The organism is Corynebacterium sp. HMSC074C04 (assembly GCF_001838295.1).
Lineage (GTDB): Bacteria > Actinomycetota > Actinomycetes > Mycobacteriales > Mycobacteriaceae > Corynebacterium > Corynebacterium amycolatum.
Genome location: NZ_KV836270.1, coordinates 99120 through 118301 on the forward strand (window position 1 = coordinate 99120; position 19182 = coordinate 118301).

The window sequence follows — 19182 nt, forward strand, 5'->3', positions numbered from 1 at the left end:
CTTGAGGCTGGGGATAAAACTTGAACACTGTTTGAGAAGTTGTTCAGTTATCAAACTTAATACCGCATCTACAGAATGTCGAACAGGGTTCAATTCCCGTCGTGTCGCGGTTTTACGCTCCGCATTTCAGTCTTGAGACATCTTCCAGATGATCCTTCTTTCGTCTACGGTAGGCAGTGTGCAATTGACCAAGGACATCATTGTCGACGCAGCTCTTACCATTCTCAACGAGTACGGACTCGGCGATCTCACAATCCGCCGCCTGACTCGCCACTTGGGTACCGCTGCTGGCGCAATGTACTGGCACTACCCTTCCAAGCAGGCACTGCTCGGCGCCGTCGCTGACCGCATCTTGGCTCCCTGCACAGAGTTTTCCGCCACAGGCGATTGGCGCGCCGACACCGAAGCCATCGCCGAGCTGCTCTACTCCTGCCTCACCGCTCATCGGGATGGCGCCGAGGTCGTCTCGGCCGCGCTGGCTACGGGCACCGCCACGATTCGCCCCGAGCAATTGCTTGCCGACGTCCTGGAGAACGCACCCGAAACCTCCATCAGCACCCCATCAGCGGCTGATACCGCGTCCGTCCTCGTGTATTTCATTCTCGGCGCGACAGTCGACCAGCAGACAGCCATCGCGCTTAATCTGAACGGCGCCAAGTCTGTATCTGACAAGGGTGACACTAATAGCGAGAACAACGCTAGTACGGGCGCTGCGGCCAAGGCTTCCTCTGAAGATGCCGCTGAACAGGCAAAAGAGCTCGGTCGCCAGCGCATTGTGCTGGGAACCGAGCTCTTTATCGCCGGAATTGCGGGGGTTGCCGGGATTAAGGGAACCGCAGGTCAGTAAGCCCCACTGAAGCATTCGCCGTCATAGCCAAACACTGGCATTAGAGCACCAGAGCTGCTACCCAACCAGCTGCCAGCAGCGGCAGGTTGAAGTGCAGGAAGGTCGGGATAACCGAATCGCGAATGTGGTCGTGCTGCCCATCGGCATTGAGACCCATCGTCGGGCCGAGCGTCGAGTCCGATGCTGGCGAACCAGCGTCACCCAGAGCACCTGCAGTACCAATGATGGCGACGGTAGCCATCGGCGAGAAGCCCAGCGACAAACACAACGGCACGTAGATGATGGAGATAATCGGTAGCGTCGAGAAGGATGAACCAATACCCATCGTGACCACCAGACCGACGACTAGCATGGCGAATGCAGCGGCAGGCTTGTTGCCCGCAAACAGGTCTGCAGTGGCGGTCACCAGCGGCTCGACCTGGCCGGACTCCGACATCACCGAGGCGAAGCCCTGTGCGGAGATCATGATGAAACCAATCAGGGCCATCATCTTCATACCGGCAGTGAATACGTCGTCCGCCTCACGCCAGCGCACGGCACCGGTAAGCATGAAGATTGCCAGACCAGTGAGCGCACCAATCAACAATGGATCGGCATCGGTCTCCATAGAGTTCATCACAATCTGGACGACGAAGGTCACCACAATCGCAACGAGAGCAACGATGACTCGGTACTTCGACACCGGTTCGTCAGACTGGGATTCCACGCGCGAGGACTCGGCGATTGGCAGATCTTCGTAATGGCGTGGCTTCCGGTAGGAGAAAAACACAGCAATGGCCAGACCCGACAACATACCGAGAGCCGGGATGCCCATCGTCATCATGATGTTGATATTGGAAACATCAAGACCAGCATTCTCGATATTCCCCAGCAGAATGTCGTTCAGGAAGATAGAACCGAATCCGACCGGAACCCACATGTAGGTGGTGATCAAACCGAAGGTCATCACACTGGTGATCATTCGGCGGTCGATGTTGAGCCGGTTAAACACCGGCAACAGTGGCGGAATAATCAGCGGGATAAACGCGATGTGAACTGGGATGAGGTTCTGCGACATAATCGCCATGGCCAAAATACCGGCCACCATACCCCACTTGGTCCATGCTTCTGCCTTAGATTTAGCGCCTTCATCCTCTGTGCCAATCTTGGCAATCAGCCAATCGGCCAGCAATTTGGGCAGCCCAGAGGACGCCACTGCCATGGCAAAGGCACCCAGCATGGCGTAACTCAGGGCAATCTTCGCACCACCAGAGAGGCCTTCCTGGAAGGCAACCATTGTGGCATCGAGCCCCATACCGGCGGAAAGACCACCGACCAAGGCGCCAATAAACAGCGCTAGCACAACGTGTACCCGGCAGACCGCCAGGATTAGCATCACCAAAACGGCGAGAAGAACGGCATTCATAAGGAAAATATTAAGGCAACCTTAAGTATTTCCAGCAACCGGGGCTAGAAAGACTTCACCCCAAAATCTTTACACCCCGGCTAATGCGACTAATCAATCGAGACGAGTCCCTGGCCGCCCTGCACTGCGTCACCGACTTCGACATGAATAGAGCCGACGGTGCCTGCAGCCGGGGCCGTAATCTCGGTTTCCATCTTCATTGCCTCGAGAATGAGCAGCACCTCCCCGGCCTCAATCTTCTGGCCTTCCTCGACCAAAATCTTGCTGACCGAACCTGCCAGTGGCGCCACCACCGAATTGGCGGAGACACCCGAGACACTAGCGGTGGCTGGCTCAACGGAAGCGCTAGACGACCCACCCAAAACGATGGGCGAAAGACGCTTGGGCTCCTCAACTACTTCAACGTCGACATCGTAGGCAATGCCGCCGACAGTCACTTTCAATTTCATGGCTCAACAATCCTCACGTAGCAAAAGTCAATGAGTCAGGCTCAAATAAGTCGGTTATCGAAAATTTCCAACTAACGCAGGTTGCGCTGCTGCTGGATCTGGCGGCCCTGCGCAGCCCACGTCTTGTGGCGGTTGTAACGAATTGCCTTCACCTTGCCGCGATTGCCTAGGTACGCAGACACCGCTGCCGAAATGGCGATGACAGTGTCCTCGGGGATATCTGCGTCCACGCGTTTGCGCAGTTCAGCCAACTCGCTTTCTGCCTGATTCAGGCGTGCCGTGGCCTTCTGCAAGCTTGTCGAGGTCGCATCCAACCGGTCGGTCAGTTCAGCGACGAGCGCTCGCAGCTCCTTAATCTCACCGATGCTGTCCGACATTACTGTGGCCCCAATCCGTGCTTCTTGGCCGGGCGAACCTCACGCTTGTTACGCAGAACCGACAGTGCGTCAGCCACACGCAGGCGAGTTTCCGCCGGGTCAATCACGTCGTCGACCAGTCCTCGCGAGGCAGCGACATACGGCGTCGAGAAGCGTGTCTTGTAATCGGCGATACGCTCGTCGCGCACGCGCGCCTGCTCTTCCTCGTCGCCCGCGGCCACAATTTCCTTTCGGAAGACCACGTTGACCGCGCCTTCTGCGCCCATCACCGCAATTTCTGCGGTCGGCCATGCGAATACGTAGTCCGCGCCGAGGTCCTTCGAGCACATCGCCAGGTACGCACCGCCGTAGGCCTTACGCATGACGACGGTCACCTTGGGCACAGACGCTGCGGAGTATGCGTAGAGCATCTTTGCGCCGTGGCGGATGATGCCGCCGTGTTCCTGGGTGACGCCCGGCATGAAGCCAGGAACGTCAACCAGGGTGACCAGCGGGATATTAAAGGCGTTGCAGAAGCGGATGAACTTTGCGCCCTTGTCCGAGGAATTGATGTCCAACACACCGGACATCACGTTCGGCTGGTTGGCGACAAAGCCCACGGTACGGCCCAGAACTCGACCAAAGCCGACAACCAGGTTAGTGGCAAAACCCGCCTGGCACTCGAGGAAGTCGCCATTGTCGGCGATACGGATGATGACCTCGCGGACGTCGTAGCCCTTTTTGCCGTCCACAGGGACGATGTCGCGGAGCTCTGGATCCGGCTCGGCATCGAATACCGGATCAACAACCGGCGGCTCTTCTGTGTTGTTCTGTGGCAGGAAGCTTAAGAGCTTCTGCGCAATTAGGATGGCCTGCTCGTCATCGTCGGCAACGAAGTCGATATTACCGGCCTTAGCCATGTGCGCATCAGCGCCACCGAGCTGCTCGGAGGTGACTTCCTCGCCGGTCACAGACTTAATAACGCCCGGACCGGTGATGAACATCTGTGCCTTGCGAGTCTGAATGATGAAGTCCGTCAGCGCTGGCGAGTAGGCAGCGCCACCAGCACATGGACCTGCAATGATGGAAATCTGCGGCACCAGACCGGACAGCCAGACATTGTTGTAAAAGACCTGGCCGTAGCCCGACAGAGAGTCAATCCCCTCTTGAATGCGAGCACCACCGGAGTCGTTGATAAACACGAACGGAGTGCCGTTGTCGGCAGCGGCACGCATAGTGGCTGCAACCTTGCGGGACTGCGTTTCACCAGCGGAGCCACCCATGACTGTGAAGTCCTGGGAGGCCACGTGCACTGCCCGGCCGAGAACCGCGGCAGTGCCGGTGACCACACCGTCGGCAGGCGCATCGGCGGTATCCATGCCGAAGTCGGTGGTGCGGTGAGTCATGAACATGCCGGTTTCACGGAAAGTGCCCTCGTCGACGAAGTTGTCGATACGCTCGCGGGCAGTCATCTTCCCACATTCGTGCTGCTTTGCCTGCCGGGCTTCACCGCCACCGGCCTCAACACGGCGACGCTGAGCATCCAAATAATCCAGGCGCTCCGCCATCGAGGCGTCGACGCCCGGCGCGACGGCATCCGCCGAAGTCGGCTGGTTTGCTGAACTTTGCGACATTGCTATCTCTTCTCCCGATGTTCCTAGGCGGGTTCCACCTGGACGGTCTGCGAGCGACCGCCGACGGTGACCTTGTAGCGAATTGGCTCGCGAATGGCATTGGCTGCACCAGAGGCCTGCTCTGCCTCGCGCTTGAGCTGTTCGACAGTCTTACCGACGTTCTTCGGCCCTTCGCCGCGCGTGGTGAAGAATCCCGGTGCGACAGATGGGAACAGTGCGTTGGTCAGGACGTCTTCCGCGGTGCCGTTGTAACCGTCGAGCTCCTTGGCCTGCTCGACCAGGTCGTCCCACTCTGGCTCGAGGAGATCAGCCGGACGAACCGTGATTTCTTCCTTCTTGGTCTGCTCCGCTGCCTGCTTGATCAGCTCTGGGTTGCGCTCACCCGGGCACTGCCCGTAATAGCCGAGCATGAGGTCGGCGAACTCAGCCGTCATAACCTTGTAGCGTCCCATCAGTACGTTAAACACAGCTTGCGTGCCGACGATCTGCGAGCTCGGAGTCACCAGCGGCGGGTAACCGGCGTCCTTTCGGACAATCGGGACTTCACGCATGACCTCTTCGACGCGGTCGCCCGCGCCCTGGGCCTTGAGCTGGTTTTCCATGTTCGACAACATGCCGCCAGGAATCTGCGACATGAAAATGTCGGTATTGACCAGGGTTTTCGACTCGAACTCTGCGTACTTCGGACGCACCTTGCGGAAGTGGTCACGAATGGTGATCAGATTATCCATGTTCAGGTCGGTGGTGTAGTCGGTTCCCTCCAACATTTCCACCAGCGACTCGGTCGGGTTGTGTCCCGGCCCCAGCGACATCGACGAAATTGCTGTGTCCACGACATCCGCACCAGCTTCGATGGCCTTCATCAAAGTCACCATGGTGACACCGGTGGTCGAGTGACAGTGGACGTTAATCTGGGTGTCCTCGCCGTAAGTTTCCTTGATGCCACGGATGATGTCGTAAGCCGGCTGGGGTTTCAGCAGCGCTGCCATGTCCTTCAACGCAATGGAGTCCGCCCCCATATCCAGTAGACGACCAGCGAGCTTAACGTACCCGTCGACGTCGTGAAGCGGAGACGTCGTGTAGCAGATCGTGCCCTGCGCGTGCTTGTCGACGTTCTTGACCGCGCGCATGGCGTGCTCGAGATTGCGTGGATCGTTGAGGGCGTCGAAAACACGGAATACGTCCATGCCGTTTTCAGCGGACTTTTCGACGAACTTGTCAACCACCATGTCCTCGTAGTGGCGGTAGCCGAGGAGATTCTGACCGCGCAGCAGCATCTGCAGGCGGCTGTTCGGCATCAGTTTGCGGAATGTCCGCAGTCGCTCCCAGGGGTCTTCGTTGAGGAAGCGAATGCAAGCGTCGAAGGTTGCGCCACCCCAGCACTCCACACTCCAAAAACCGGCCTTGTCCATTTCTTCACAGACATCGACCATGTCTTCCATAGCCATTCGCGTTGCCATGAGGCTCTGATGAGCGTCTCGGAACGCTACTTCCGTTACACCAATGGTTCGTGGACTCATAATTCCAAAAGTAAAGGCCTTTGGGAATCTTCGCGCGTTGGTGACCGCGAATATTGGGGATTCGGCGCCCACCAAGGTGCGTTTAGAGTGTCAAATTGCCCACTTGCAGGGTTAAATACTTATTTTCGCGCGAACTTTACACGCTTAACCGTTCAACTCGACTTTTTGTCTGGGGGTCGTTTTTGCGAAGTGCGCTCGGCGAATAGGACGGTTTGCGCGCCCACACGGGACTGAAAATGGCTCATGTTTTTTACAAAGCGGTTAAGGTAGTCACATGAACCAAGCAAATACAGTCGGCGATTATCAAGTATGGCCGGGTGAGCCTTACCCGCTCGGATCTACCTACGACGGCGCTGGCACCAACTTTGCGCTCTTTTCCGATGTTGCGGAAAAGGTGGAGCTTTGTCTGATTAGCGCCGAAGGCGAAGAAACACGCATTGCGCTGGAAGAAGTCGATGCGCATATCTGGCACTGCTACATCCCGTCCATCATGCCGGGTCAGCGCTACGCCTACCGTGTACACGGCCCATTCGATCCGGCAAACGGTAAGCGTTGTGACCCCAACAAGCTGCTGGTCGACCCATACGCCAAGGCTTTCGACGGCGAATTCGACGGTCACCCATCACTGTTCAACTATGACATTCATGACCACTCGAAGCGCAACACCGAGGACAGCCTGGGACACACCATGACCTCCGTGGTCATCAACCCATTCTTCGACTGGGGCGCTGACCGCGCACCTCGCACGCCGTACAACGAGACCGTGATTTACGAGGCCCACGTCAAGGGCATGACCATGACTCACCCGGATATTCCGGAGGAGCTACGCGGTACCTATGCCGGTCTCGCTCATCCGGCGATTATTGACTACCTCAAGGACCTTGGTGCCACGGCTATCGAACTGATGCCTGTCCACCAGTTCCTCCAGGACGACCACCTGCGCGAAAAGGGGCTGCGCAACTACTGGGGCTACAACACCTTCGGCTTCCTGGCGCCACACCAGGACTACTCGGCTTCCCAAAAGCCAGGCGGCGCAGTCAGCGAGTTCAAGGGCATGGTGCGCGCATTTCACGATGCGGGGATTGAGGTTATCCTCGACGTGGTCTACAACCACACCGCTGAGGGCAACCACATGGGCCCAACCATCTGCTTCCGAGGCATCGACAACGAGGCCTACTACCGTTTGGTCGAGGGTGACCGACAGCACTACATGGACTACACCGGCACCGGTAACTCCCTGAACGTGCGCCACCCGCACTCCCTACAGCTGATTATGGATTCGCTGCGCTACTGGGTCTCCGAGATGCATGTCGACGGCTTCCGCTTCGATTTGGCCTCCACCCTGGCTCGAGAATTCCACGATGTGGATCGCCTCTCCGCCTTCTTTGACTTGGTGCAGCAGGATCCGATTGTCAGCCAGGTCAAGCTCATCGCAGAGCCGTGGGATGTCGGCGAAGGCGGCTACCAGGTCGGTAACTTCCCACCGCAGTGGACTGAATGGAACGGTAAATACCGCGACACTATCCGTGACTTCTGGCGCGGTGAGCCATCCACGCTCGGCGAGTTCGCTTCGCGTATCACCGGTTCCTCGGACCTGTATGCAAACAATGACCGCCGCCCAACTGCGTCGATTAACTTCGTGACCGCGCACGATGGTTTCACTCTCAACGACTTGGTCAGCTACAACGAGAAGCAGAATATGGCCAACGGCGAGGACAACCGCGACGGCGAGTCCCACAACCGTTCGTGGAACTGCGGCGTGGAAGGCCCGACCGACGACGAGCGCGTTCTTTCTCTGCGCTCCCGTCAGCATCGTAACTTCCTGACCACTCTCCTACTGTCCCAGGGCACTCCGATGATTAGCCATGGCGACGAAATGGGACGTGGCCAGAAGGGCAACAACAACGTCTACTGTCAGGACAACCGTTTGTCATGGGTGGACTGGAATCAGACTCGTACTAACTCTGAACTGGTCGAATACACCCAGTTCCTGACTGAACTGCGTGCAGAACACCCAGTCTTCCGGCGCCGCCGCTTCCTGCGCGGTGGCCCGCTCGGTGCGGAAACCGATGATCGTGACATTGCCTGGCTGACCTATGAGGGTCGTGTCATGACTACCGATGACTGGAACTTCGACTTCGGCAAGTCGTTGATGGTCTGGCTCAACGGCGATGCCATCACTGAACCTGATCGCCGAGGTCACCGGATTGAAGATGACTCCTTCCTCCTGTGCTTCAACGCCCACCACGAGGACATCATGTTCCAAATTCCGGGCACCGAATACGCACACAGCTGGGAAGTCATCATCGACACCACAGAGATTACGGGTCGACCGACTCGCGAGCGCATCGTTGAGCCGGAAGGCGAGCTACGCGTGCCGGCCCGTTCGACCATCGTGCTGATCGAGCGACACTAGCCGCGTCCGCGTTGGGTGTAGGGGCCCGGGCCTGGGTTGGAGCTGGGTTGGCTTCTGCACCGGGGCCTGGGTTGGTTCCTACACAAAAATCCCCTGTCGACGGAAGACCTTTCTTCCACTGACAGGGGTTTTCGGCTCTGAGTTCAACTCAGAACAAGGTTAAGTAGCAAAAACTGAGGGCTGCAAATTTGAAACTGTATGAGTTTATGACACTTTCAGGCCATTTTTCGAGCCATTTTTGACATAAACGCAGTCAGTAACTCGCATCGGCCCACCGCCGCCAGCCATAAACGCAGTCAGTAACTCGCATTGGGTCAACACAGCACCGCGGGAGCCGAGCTGGCGTGAAGTCTTCTTACGCAGATGCGCGCATATTGAACTCCGCCTGAGAGTTCAACCAGTACTCCGGCTCGGTGTCAAAGTAGTCGGACAGTCGATTTGCGAGGTCAGTAGTGACCGCAGTGCGGCCGGTGCGAAAGCGCTCCAGAGTTGAGCTTGGCACGCCGATGGCAAGAGCCAGTCGGTAGATAGAGAGGTGTCGCGGCTCGAGGAAATTATCGTTCAAGATAGAACCAGGGTGCACAGGATGCGTGCTCAAAATGTTTACTCCTTATTTCATCGCTTCACTGGCATACGTTGTTTCCGCTTTGCCCTTCGCTTGAGCTCGAAAGCTCGAACGACCAGTTACCGCCGTTCGTCGAAAAGTATAAGGAGCGCCCGCTCAAAATGCATCCGGACATTTAACCCCCCAAAACATGTGGTTTTCAGGGGTACAGACACCCCCGCTGTCCGAACATCCCATAAATATTCCTATTTTTGTGGGCATTTCCACATTGTCGGAAGCCACATGTACTCGGCGACAGCCGCAGGTACCGCAGCCTCTATGAGGCTCAATCCGCCATCGGCGCTACCATCTAGTGCATGACTACGACCACGCCATCCTCCGAGCCCGCCGTCGTCTTCGAGCTCACCGGCGACACGGTGACTATTACCGCAGATGGGCTCCGCCTTACCCACACCATCAACACGGCTAGCACCGACCCCGCGAAGCCCCTCCCGCTTGCCGACGTTGCCGAGGTCGCATCGGCAAGTAAAAACGGTGTCTACACTCCGGCCAACCGCTTCTTCCCCGGCACGGTAGACCTCGGAGTAGCTTTGCCAAAGGCCCGTGTGATGTCTCATCGCCAGGCAGCAGCGCAGTTGCTGGCAGACCTCATGGCGGAGATGGCCAAGAATCCGGAGTTCTACAGCTCAGCAGATGCTTTTACTTCCACGTTGATGCCGTGGGTGGCACAGCGCGCGGCGGTCACCGAAGGCGTGAGTGTGGTTGAGGGCGCGGGCGACGTCGTAAAGCACTCTGTGCCTTTTGCGCCGCTTCCTTCGGGGGATGAGGTTGCGATGTCGGACATCGCACCGTTTGCCGCGTTCGATGTAGAGACAGCGAACGAAGACACCGGCTCGATTATTCAGCTTGGCGTTGCGGTCGTGCGTGGCGGGAAGGTGACGGAGCGTTATTCCTGGATGTGCCGTCCGCCAAAGGGGTTGGAGTATTTTGATGAAGCCAATGTCGCGATTCATGGCATCACGGCAGCAGATGTGGCCGGTGAGCCGTCATTTCCGGAGCAGCTGGCGAAGTTTGTTGACATCGTCGGGGATTTGGACGTAGTTGCTCACAATGCGCGGTTTGATTTCACAGCCCTGTCGCGGGCGTGCCGGGCTGAGGGCGTCGCGGCACCAAAGTTGAATTTTGCGTGTACTTATATGTGGGCTCGGCAGATGCAGTTGGGGCTGCCCAACTTGAAGCTGCCGACGTTGGCGGAGGCCGCGGGAGCGTCACTGGAGAATCATCATGATGCGACGGCGGATGCGGTCGCATGTGCTGAGGTAGCGCTGTGGTTGATGGAGCAGCAGCACGCGACATCGGTGGCTGATTTGAGCAAGAAGGTCTCGCTGAGCTTGGGCCAGATTGGCAGTGGACGAGTGCGGATGGTGCGCTATGACCCGTCTGGTGTCGCCAGCACTGGAGCCGGAACCAACGCGGGCACTGGTGCTAGTGCTGGTGCGCAGTCCCGCAGTTCCGCGCCGTCACGTCGGCCGCGTCGCAATGCGAAATGGGATGCAGCCAAGACACCGGACACCATTCCAGACCCGAATCCGGACGCGGATCCAAGCGGCCTTCTGTACCAGCAGCGTGTGACACTGACGGGCGATTTTGCACCGTATGACAAGGGTTTTCTGTGGGACAAGATTGCCTTTGCAGGTGCGAATATCAATAAGGGTGTTACGAAGAAAACAACCATATTGGTCGCCGGTCCGTGGGATTCGGTGACGTCGAAGGAGAAGAGGGCTCGACAGCTGCAGGCCGAAGGCCAGGAAATCCAGATTTGGAGCGAGAAGGAGCTCTTTACTGCACTCGGGCTGAATCCGGAAGAGGATGGCGCGTCCGAAACAGGAGACACTGCGGAAGGGACACCTAGCGCCAGCGACGGAAACAACTCCAGTGAGTCGGTTCCGTTGTTTGGTTCCACTTCCCTGCCCGGCGATGACGGAATGCCACCCTTCTAGGCCACGTTCACGGAAAGAAATTCGTATTCGGGCGGCGGGCGCAGGCTCTGGGTCTAGCTGCTGCCACAGCAGTCGGGCAGCAGCTTTTCCTGGTGGGCGGTATAAAGGGGAACATGAGGCGCCGACCAATTACGTCCACCTACCGTCTCCAACTCCGTGGCCCCAAGGCCGATCCAAACGGGCGCGCTTTCACGTTCGCTGACGCGGCTGAACAGGTCGGCTACTTGGCAGACCTCGGAATTTCACACCTGTATCTGTCGCCTATCCTCACTTCCGTACCGGAGTCGAACCATGGCTACGATGTCATCGATCCGACGACTGTGAACCCGGAGCTCGGCGGCATGGAAGAGCTGCAGAAGCTCGCGCAGGTGGCGCACAAGGCCGGCCTGGGCATCATTATCGACCTGGTACCGAACCACCTCGGTGTTGAGGAACCCAAGCTCAATGCCTGGTGGTGGGACGTTCTGACCTATGGCAAGGATTCTCAGTTCGAGCCCTACTTCGACATCGACTGGCACGAGGACAACGGTGCCAACGGCAAGATGGGGTTGCCGATTCTGGGCTCCCCGGAAGATATCGACAAGCTGGAGCTCGACACCTCTGGCGATGAGCCACTTCTGCGCTACTACGACAACACATTCCCGGTGCGCCCTGGCACCGAGGACGGCACCCCGCAGGAAGTACATGATCGCCAGGCCTATCGCCTGATGTACTGGAAGGACGGGGTCATTGGCTACCGTCGATTCTTCAGCGTCAACGGTCTGGCCGGCATCCGCCAGGAAAACCCGGTGGTATTCGAGCACACACACCGCATCATCCGCGAGCTGCTGGCTGCGGACATCATTGACGGTGTCCGCATTGACCACCCGGATGGCCTCAGCAACCCATTCGGATACCTCAGTGAGCTGCGCCGTCTACTCGGCGATGACAAGTGGCTGGTTATCGAGAAGATTCTGGGTGCCGAAGAGCCACTGGATCCGAGGCTCCAGGTTGACGGCACCACGGGTTACGACGCCCTGCGTGAGTTCGACAATGTCTTCGTCAACCGCGACTCCCGAGACGCCATGAGCATGTTGGCTCTGCAGCAGTCCGGCTCAACCTGGGACAAGACTGCCGTGCAAGCAACCGCACAGGCTCTCAAGCACGATGTCGCTGCTCACGAGCTGGCTGCGGAGGTCCGTCGTCTAGCGCGTGCCCTGCGCCGCGATAACTGGTCTATCAGCGGTACCAGCGTCAGCGATGAGGTACTTATCGACACCATCTGCAAGCTGGTCGCGGCCATGCCTGTCTACCGTTCGGACTATGTCTCCCTGTCGCGAGTGGCTTCCACGGTCATTGGCGAAATGGCAGCGCGTTTCCCCTCGCGTGTCTTTGCTCTCGACCTCATTTCGGCAGGTTTGGTAGCCGGTGGTGAGGCCGCCACGCGGTTCGCGCAGGTCTGTGGCGCGGTCATGGCAAAGGGTGTCGAAGACACCACCTTCTACCGCGCCTGTCGCCTGATCAGCCTAAACGAAGTTGGCGGTGATCTCGGTCGCTACGGTATGTCGGCAGCGGAATTCCACCTGTTGCAGTCGGAACGTGCTCGCCTCTGGCCAAGAACCATGACCACGCTGTCCACGCACGACACCAAGCGCGGCGAAGATGTCCGAGCCCGCATTCTCCAGCTCTCCGATGTCTCCGGCGACTGGGCTGAAAATGTTCGCAACTGGATGGCCATCACCCCCGCCCCGGACGATGCCACCGGCTACTTCCTGCTGCAGAACATCATCGGAGTCTGGCCGACCGACGGCGTAATTACCGATGAACTGCGCGAACGCCTCCACGACTACGCCATCAAGGCTGTCCGCGAGGCAGATGTGCACACCTCCTGGACGGAGCCGGTCGAGGAGTTCGAACTCGGCATCCGCAGCTGGATTGACGCGCTTCTCGACGGCCCCCTGACCGACTCCATCACAGAGTTCGTCCGCTCCATTGCGCCCGCTGCCCTGACCACGTCTCTGTCGCGCAAGCTCCTCCAGCTTGTCGGCCCCGGCATCCCCGATACCTACCAGGGGACGGAGTTCACCGAGGACTCCCTGGTTGATCCCGACAACCGCCGCTTCGTCGACTACAATGCGCGCGTCGCGGCGCTGGATAAGGTTGCCCGCGATGAGGTCACGTCGGTGACTAAGAGTCCAGAGCACCCAGCTGAGCTGCCGGAGGACTTTACGGATGCCGATGCGGACGTCGCAAAGCTGATGGTGACTCACCACGGCGTGAAGCTGCGTGCGGAGCGCCCGGAGTCCTTCGTCGGCGGTGCCTACCAGCCAGTATTCGCCGTTGGTGTGGGCGAGCGTCACCTGGTCGGTGCAGCACGTGGACCGAAGGGCGAGCCAGAAGATGTTATCGCGCTGGTGACGCGCCGTCCGCTGGGGCTGCAGCGCGAAGGCGGTTGGGGCGACACTACAGTGACACTTCCCAAGGGATTCTGGACCGACCGTTTCACCGGCCATACCTGGTCGGGCACCATCGCCGTGGCTTCTCTGTTCAGCTCCTTCCCAGTAGCACTGCTGGTACGCGAGGACGATGACGACTAATCGGATGAAGGATTCGCTTGCCGACGATTCCCGCGAGCAGACCCGCAAGGCTCAGTTGGCGGAGGATCGAGAGGTTACACGTGCGCTGCAGTCGAAGTACGACTCGTGGGCAACTCGGCACCCCACTGCCGCACAGGACTTTGTCGATGCGATTAAAGAGATTCTCTCCGATGCCGGTTTGGCCTTTGACAATGTCACGGCGCGGGTGAAGTCTTTCCGCTCATTGCGGCAGAAGGCCCTGCGTCGTGAAGCGGACGGCAGCTACGTCTACCCTGACCCGTGGCACGGTATCCACGACATCATCGGCGTGCGTGTAACCACGTACCATTCGACGGAGATTCCCGCGATTATGGATGCGCTGGGAGATTCGCTAACTGTGCTGCGCACGATTGACAAGACCGCGGAGACACGAATCAGCGGCCGGTTGGGATACGGCTCCCAGCACTTGATCTGCAAGGTGTCGACGGCGGCGCCGTCAGAGCTAGCTTCATATGCGGATATGCAGTTTGAGGTGCAACTGCGCACTGTGCTGCAGCATGCGTGGGCGGAGTTTGAGCACGATATTCGTTACAAGGCCCCTGAGGGAGCGACAGACCCGCGGATTGATAGAGCTTTTGCACTGGCCGCTGGCCTTATTGAGCTCGCGGATCAGCAGTTCGACCAGGTCGTTGCCGTGCTGGAGGAATCTACGCCAGACGATTCCGCGCAAGGAGAGGGCGAACAGCCCTCAGTTCCGGCGAAGACCACAGCCGATGACATTGTGGTGACTGAGGAAACCCTACCCGGAGTGCTGACGATGTTGCTTCCCGATGCACCCCGCTCGAAATCAGAGCATTACGGCTGGGCAGAAGAACTGCTGGAGCGCAATGGCATTCGCACTGTCGGGCAGCTGCGAGAGCTACTTAATCCGCAGCGTCTCAGCGCGGTAAGCAAGGCCATGAAGTACCGCTTTAACCCAGGCCATGTGCGTGTTATCGATGACCTGCTACTAGCGGCTCGCGGCGACAAGCACATCAAGGCCACTGCGGATACCAGCCATAACCCGAAGCGCCGACCAGCTCGTTTGCGCGCACGATTGCAGCAACTAGCTGAGGCCGGGATGCCTATGAGCGACGTCCCCGAAGACGATCGAGCTGACGGCGATCGCGCTTCGTAGGCCGCCCGGCACCGCGGTCGCGCATCGGCATCGATGCGAGAATCTCCCTCGGAGGCGGTGGCGGAGAGTGGTCGATATAGCACTGCCTGGCCACCGGAGCTCCGACCCGCTTCTTCACAGTCTTGGTGACCTCAACAATGTGTTCGCGGTGGTTTGCCCACAATCGCACTCTGTCCCCTGGGACGACTAGAACTGAGGGTTTCACGGCCTCGCCGTTGACTTTGACGTGGCCGCCACGGCACGCATCTGCGGCCAATGAGCGAGTTTTCAGCAACCTGACCGCCCAAATCCAGGCATCGATACGCACTGGTTCGGTAGACAATTGCTGCTGAGCAGGCATTTACTGTGGATCCTTGTAGTTGACGATCCGCTGAACCTTTTGCCAATTGAGAAAACCACCGACCAGGCCGACTACTGCCAGGATGAGGAATAGCGACATGCTTCCGGCTAGAAGTCCGAGCACTGCACCGCCGACGACACCGCTGCCTGCCCATACAACGGCATTGCGGGAGTACTTTCGCACCGCGTTCTTGCGGAGCTCAATGGGGTTCTGAGGTTGGGGCTGAAGATAGCTCATGGAGTACATATTAGAGCGTTCTGGTCGCCCTGACGCATCGCATAGGTCGATAGGACGTACAATTCGGGAAAAATCCCGACAGATATAGCAAGCCTGCTAAATATTCCTATTTGGGTAGGTAATTAATACAATGGCGTAGCTAGGTTGCTAGAGTTAGCGCTATGACAGAAACTGTCCGCCCCCGCCACCGTATGGTCGACCGCGTTGCGGCGATTCTCGAACTCGTTGCGCGCTCTAACGAAGGTCTAACCCTCACAGACATCGCCCACACGTTGAACTATCCGCTCAGTACCACGCAGGGCCTTGTCAACGGTCTGACTGTGACAGGTTACCTTGACGAGTCCAACAAGCGTTACACGCTCGGCATGGCACCGTTTCTGCTCAATGTCATGGCCGGTCGTCGCATGGTCCATGTTCCGACGGCCGAGCTTGAGGCGATTCACAACGAGACTGGCTTGATTACCGTGCTGGCACTGCCGGTTGGTGGCAAGCTTTTCTACCTCAAAACCGTCGGTGAATCCATGCGCTACCAGTACCTGACGGAGAACTTCCTGCCACGCTCGCTGCTGCGCACCTCTGCAGGTTGGGTTTTGATGAGTCGGTTTGAAAAGCGCGAACTGTGGTCCTACCTGAACTCCGCGCGACCGGAAGACCAGGTTTATGTGGATGATTTCCTCCGCCAGGCCGGGGAAATCGCAGAGACCGGCGTCTGTGCTGCCCCGGGTATTGCCGAAGGCGGTGGCGTCGATGGTGTCTCTATCGCAGTGGAGGAAGACGGCGCTACTGTGGCTGCGGTCTGTGTCTTCGGTCGGCCGGAAAAGATTGCGGAAAACAAGGACGAACTGGTGGAAATTCTCAAGCGTCATCGCGGCGCACACAACGGCGAGGAGTCCCCGAACCAGGGTTAGTGGCTGTTAGGCGCGCAGCTCCCACCAGATTTCGCCACCGTCCGTAGACGGCTCGCTAGCTCCCTTAGTCAGCGCCTGCATTTCGCCGTCAAGCTGGGCAATCCCATCGGCAGTCACTGCGATGGAAAACTCCACGTTCTGCCCCCACCGCGTTTCCACAATCTCATAGCCGCGAGCACGCAATTCCGCCTCGATGCGACCGGCATCTGCTGCGGAGACACTGACTACTCTTAAGGCTCGTTGCACGCGCCGCATACGCGTAACTTTCTCTAGACACTCTGAGACCGAATCCGAATAGGCCCGCACAAGCCCACCCGTACCCAACTTGATGCCGCCAAAATAGCGGATTACTACGGCGGTGACATTTGTCATTCCAGAGCCCTGCAGTACATCGAGCATAGGGCGACCTGCCGTGCCACTAGGTTCACCGTCATCCGAGGATCGCTCCACACGATTCCCTCCGACGACCTCATGAATGTATGCGCTGCAGTGGTGGCGAGCGTCCGGGTACTCCGCCTTAGCCAAATTGATCACCGCTCGGGCGCTGTCTTCGTCGTCGGCACGCGCGATCCACGTAATGAAGCGAGATTTCTTAATCTCGATTTCATTCGTGACGATGTCACCGTCGGCGGGGACAATCAGCTCGATGTCACGCTGATTCTGTGTCGCCTCTGTCGAAGTGGATGGCTCGGTGGTCATAGTGTCCATTGTTGCGTATGGGCTTCGTGCACACCCAATCACCGTCGCTCGCTACTATCTCGACCTCACCCTACTATCTCGACCTCACCTTGGGCTCACCTCAAATCCGCAGTGTTCGAAAAAGTTTCACTGTGCCAATCCGCTGACTGACCTACCATGGTGCTCATGAGCAACTACCGAGTCTGGGCCCCGTACGCTTCCGAAGTCCGTCTGTTGTTGGGTAATCCTGACGCTCCTGCGATTTTTGATATGCATCCAATCGCTGATGCCACCCATGGCTACGGCGCCAACTCTGGTTGGTTCGAAGCTGATGTGGCTCGCACACCGGGGGATCGCTACGCATTTTCGCTGCGGGCACATGCGGGATACGGCGCGCCTGACGGCGAGTCGGAGGACGGCTCCTCCCCCGCTGTCGGCGACTGGACAATACCGCTGCCGGATCCGCGTTCCCAGTCGCAGCCGGATGGTCCGCATGGTTTCTCCGAGGTCGTTGACCTGGGTGCATATAAGTGGAAGGACTCGACCTGGTCAGGACGGATTCTGCCAGGAGGTCTGATTTATGAGCTGCATGTGGGCACCTTCAGCGATTCTGGTGATTTCGAAGGTTTGGTGGAACATCTAGACCACCTGATTGAGCTGGGGGTAACACACATTGAGCTGATGCCAGTGCAGCCTTTCGGTGGTGACCGTAATTGGGGCTATGACGGTGTGTCCTGGCACAGCGTGCACGAGGGCTACGGTGGCCCGCGCGGTCTGCAGAAGCTGATTGATGCCTGCCACCGCAAGGGTTTGGCCGTCATTCTTGATGTGGTCTATAACCACTTCGGTCCGGACGGCAACTATGTGGGATTTTTCGGGCCCTACACCGCTGGTGGTTCGACGGGTTGGGGTGAGGTTGTCAATCTCACCGGCGACAACTCTGATGAGGTGCGTGCGTACATTTTGGATGCGGTACGCCAATGGTTGGTGGACTACCACGTCGACGGTCTGCGCCTGGATGCGGTCCATGCCCTGCATGACGAGGGCGCATTCCACATTCTGGAGCAGATGCAGGTTGTCGCAGACACTGTCGCAGCTGAGACTGGTATTCCGCGTTCCTTGATTGCAGAGTCCGATCAAAATGATCCGCGCTTGGTCCGCCCGCGGGCTGCCGGTGGCTTTGGCCTCAACGCTCAGTGGGATGATGACGTCCACCATGCGCTGCACACGTTGATCTCTGGTGAAGACCACGCCTACTACTCGGACTTTGGTTCGGTGGAAGCGCTGGCTAGCGCTTTGGAAACCGGCTTCTGGCATACGGGCACAATGTCGACATTCCGCGGTCGTACTCACGGCCGCCCCTTTGACCTGTCCGTCCAGCCCATGCATGCTTTTGTAACGTACACGACCACGCATGATCAAACGGGTAACCGCGCTGTCGGCGACCGTCCGTCGATGAACCTCACCCCGGCGCAGCAGGTTTTAAAGGCAGCAGTTATCGCCTGCAGTCCTTTCACCCCGATGCTCTTCCAAGGTGAGGAATGGGGCGCCTCTACCCCGTTTGCTTTCTTCTGTTCCCATGAAGATCCGGAGCTGCAGCGGCTCACGCGCGAAGGACGACTACGTGAGTTTGCCCGTGCCGGGTGGGATCCGAAGGAGGTATCCGATCCATCGGATCCAGAGACCTTCCACCGCTCGAAGCTCAATTGGCAGGAGGTTTCGGAGGACTCGCACGCCACTATTCTGGCGGCCTACCGCGATCTCTTCGCGCTGCGGAAGTCCCACCCGTCGCTTCGCACGCCGTGGTCGGCATCTGTGGTGACCGAGTATGACGAGGACAATCGTTGCCTTGTCGTTGTGCGCAGCCAGGATGAGCGCGAAATGGGGGCCCGAAACTCGGATGCCTTTGAAACTGTCGCTTTGGTTGCGAATTTCTCCGACGCCGAAACCAGCGTCAGCCTGGATTCCGAGTTCGGCTCCGCCCACCTGCTGCACACTTTTGAAGACGCAGCAGCCAGCATCGTCAATGACGAAGCTGCTGGTCCCGAAATCTCGCTTCCAGCGTGGGGCTACGCTGTCGTCTCGCTCAGCTAGT

The 19182-nt window shown here is 58.4% G+C and carries 16 protein-coding genes; 7 read left to right on the forward strand and 9 right to left on the reverse strand.

Features of this window, described 5'->3' with window-relative positions:
• Positions 1–178: 178 nt before the first annotated feature.
• Complete coding sequence (locus tag HMPREF3011_RS01715) at positions 179–847, forward strand: TetR family transcriptional regulator (RefSeq protein ID WP_246821383.1); 669 nt, start codon at positions 179–181, stop codon at positions 845–847.
• 40 nt (positions 848–887) lie between these two features.
• Here the strand turns inward: HMPREF3011_RS01715 and HMPREF3011_RS01720 are convergent, their stop codons facing one another.
• From HMPREF3011_RS01720 to HMPREF3011_RS01740, 5 genes are all read right to left on the reverse strand, one after another.
• A complete protein-coding gene (locus HMPREF3011_RS01720) occupies positions 888–2252 on the reverse strand; it encodes a Na+/H+ antiporter family protein (protein WP_070600830.1) in 1365 nt (454 codons plus the stop codon).
• Between the two features lie 89 nt (positions 2253–2341).
• Positions 2342–2701 (reverse strand): biotin/lipoyl-containing protein, encoded by a 360-nt coding sequence (locus tag HMPREF3011_RS01725; protein WP_016422964.1) that lies wholly within the window; start codon positions 2699–2701, stop codon positions 2342–2344.
• Between the two features lie 71 nt (positions 2702–2772).
• Positions 2773–3078 carry a hypothetical protein gene (locus HMPREF3011_RS01730; RefSeq protein WP_049182113.1) on the reverse strand — a complete coding sequence of 102 codons (306 nt, stop codon included), beginning with the start codon at positions 3076–3078 and terminating at the stop codon, positions 2773–2775.
• Positions 3078–4691, reverse strand: a complete 1614-nt coding sequence (locus tag HMPREF3011_RS01735) for an acyl-CoA carboxylase subunit beta (RefSeq protein WP_070841041.1) — start codon at positions 4689–4691, stop codon at positions 3078–3080. The genes HMPREF3011_RS01730 and HMPREF3011_RS01735 overlap by 1 nt, the downstream gene beginning before the upstream one ends.
• A 23-nt stretch (positions 4692–4714) precedes the next feature.
• A complete protein-coding gene (locus HMPREF3011_RS01740) occupies positions 4715–6211 on the reverse strand; it encodes a methylmalonyl-CoA carboxytransferase subunit 5S (protein WP_070841042.1) in 1497 nt (498 codons plus the stop codon).
• A gap of 274 nt (positions 6212–6485) precedes the next feature.
• Here HMPREF3011_RS01740 and glgX point away from each other — a divergent pair, with 274 nt between their 5' ends.
• On the forward strand, positions 6486–8627 hold the full coding sequence (glgX, locus tag HMPREF3011_RS01745) for a glycogen debranching protein GlgX (protein ID WP_070841043.1): 2142 nt from the start codon (positions 6486–6488) through the stop codon (positions 8625–8627).
• A 355-nt stretch (positions 8628–8982) separates the two neighbouring features.
• Here glgX and HMPREF3011_RS01750 read toward each other — a convergent pair whose 3' ends face one another.
• Positions 8983–9225 carry a HigA family addiction module antitoxin gene (locus HMPREF3011_RS01750; RefSeq protein WP_005510305.1) on the reverse strand — a complete coding sequence of 81 codons (243 nt, stop codon included), beginning with the start codon at positions 9223–9225 and terminating at the stop codon, positions 8983–8985.
• 323 nt (positions 9226–9548) lie between these two features.
• Here HMPREF3011_RS01750 and HMPREF3011_RS01755 point away from each other — a divergent pair, with 323 nt between their 5' ends.
• From HMPREF3011_RS01755 to HMPREF3011_RS01765, 3 genes are all read left to right on the forward strand, one after another.
• Entirely contained in the window at positions 9549–11192 is a 1644-nt protein-coding gene (locus HMPREF3011_RS01755; protein ID WP_070841044.1) for an exonuclease domain-containing protein, read from the forward strand.
• Between the two features lie 113 nt (positions 11193–11305).
• On the forward strand, positions 11306–13768 hold the full coding sequence (gene treY, locus HMPREF3011_RS01760) for a malto-oligosyltrehalose synthase (RefSeq protein ID WP_070841045.1): 2463 nt from the start codon (positions 11306–11308) through the stop codon (positions 13766–13768).
• On the forward strand, positions 13758–14924 hold the full coding sequence (locus tag HMPREF3011_RS01765) for a GTP pyrophosphokinase (protein ID WP_070841046.1): 1167 nt from the start codon (positions 13758–13760) through the stop codon (positions 14922–14924). The genes treY and HMPREF3011_RS01765 overlap by 11 nt, the downstream gene beginning before the upstream one ends.
• Here HMPREF3011_RS01765 and HMPREF3011_RS10890 read toward each other — a convergent pair.
• Together HMPREF3011_RS10890 and HMPREF3011_RS01770 are read right to left on the reverse strand one after the other, a co-directional pair.
• A complete protein-coding gene (locus tag HMPREF3011_RS10890) occupies positions 14872–15264 on the reverse strand; it encodes an RNA-binding S4 domain-containing protein (protein WP_016422972.1) in 393 nt (130 codons plus the stop codon). The two genes, HMPREF3011_RS01765 and HMPREF3011_RS10890, sit on opposite strands and share 53 nt — an antisense overlap.
• Positions 15265–15510 carry a hypothetical protein gene (locus HMPREF3011_RS01770; protein WP_005510313.1) on the reverse strand — a complete coding sequence of 82 codons (246 nt, stop codon included), beginning with the start codon at positions 15508–15510 and terminating at the stop codon, positions 15265–15267.
• Positions 15511–15662: 152 nt separating this feature from the next.
• On the opposite strand from HMPREF3011_RS01770, the gene HMPREF3011_RS01775 reads away from it, so the two are divergent.
• The gene (locus HMPREF3011_RS01775; RefSeq protein ID WP_048734728.1) at positions 15663–16409 is read left to right on the forward strand and encodes a helix-turn-helix domain-containing protein; all 747 of its coding nucleotides are present in this window, start codon (positions 15663–15665) and stop codon (positions 16407–16409) included.
• A gap of 6 nt (positions 16410–16415) precedes the next feature.
• Here the strand turns inward: HMPREF3011_RS01775 and HMPREF3011_RS01780 are convergent, their stop codons facing one another.
• Positions 16416–17117 carry a YigZ family protein gene (locus HMPREF3011_RS01780; protein WP_210401633.1) on the reverse strand — a complete coding sequence of 234 codons (702 nt, stop codon included), beginning with the start codon at positions 17115–17117 and terminating at the stop codon, positions 16416–16418.
• Positions 17118–17264: 147 nt separating this feature from the next.
• Here HMPREF3011_RS01780 and treZ point away from each other — a divergent pair, with 147 nt between their 5' ends.
• Complete coding sequence (gene treZ / locus HMPREF3011_RS01785) at positions 17265–19181, forward strand: malto-oligosyltrehalose trehalohydrolase (protein ID WP_070841047.1); 1917 nt, start codon at positions 17265–17267, stop codon at positions 19179–19181.
• Position 19182 lies beyond the last annotated feature (1 nt).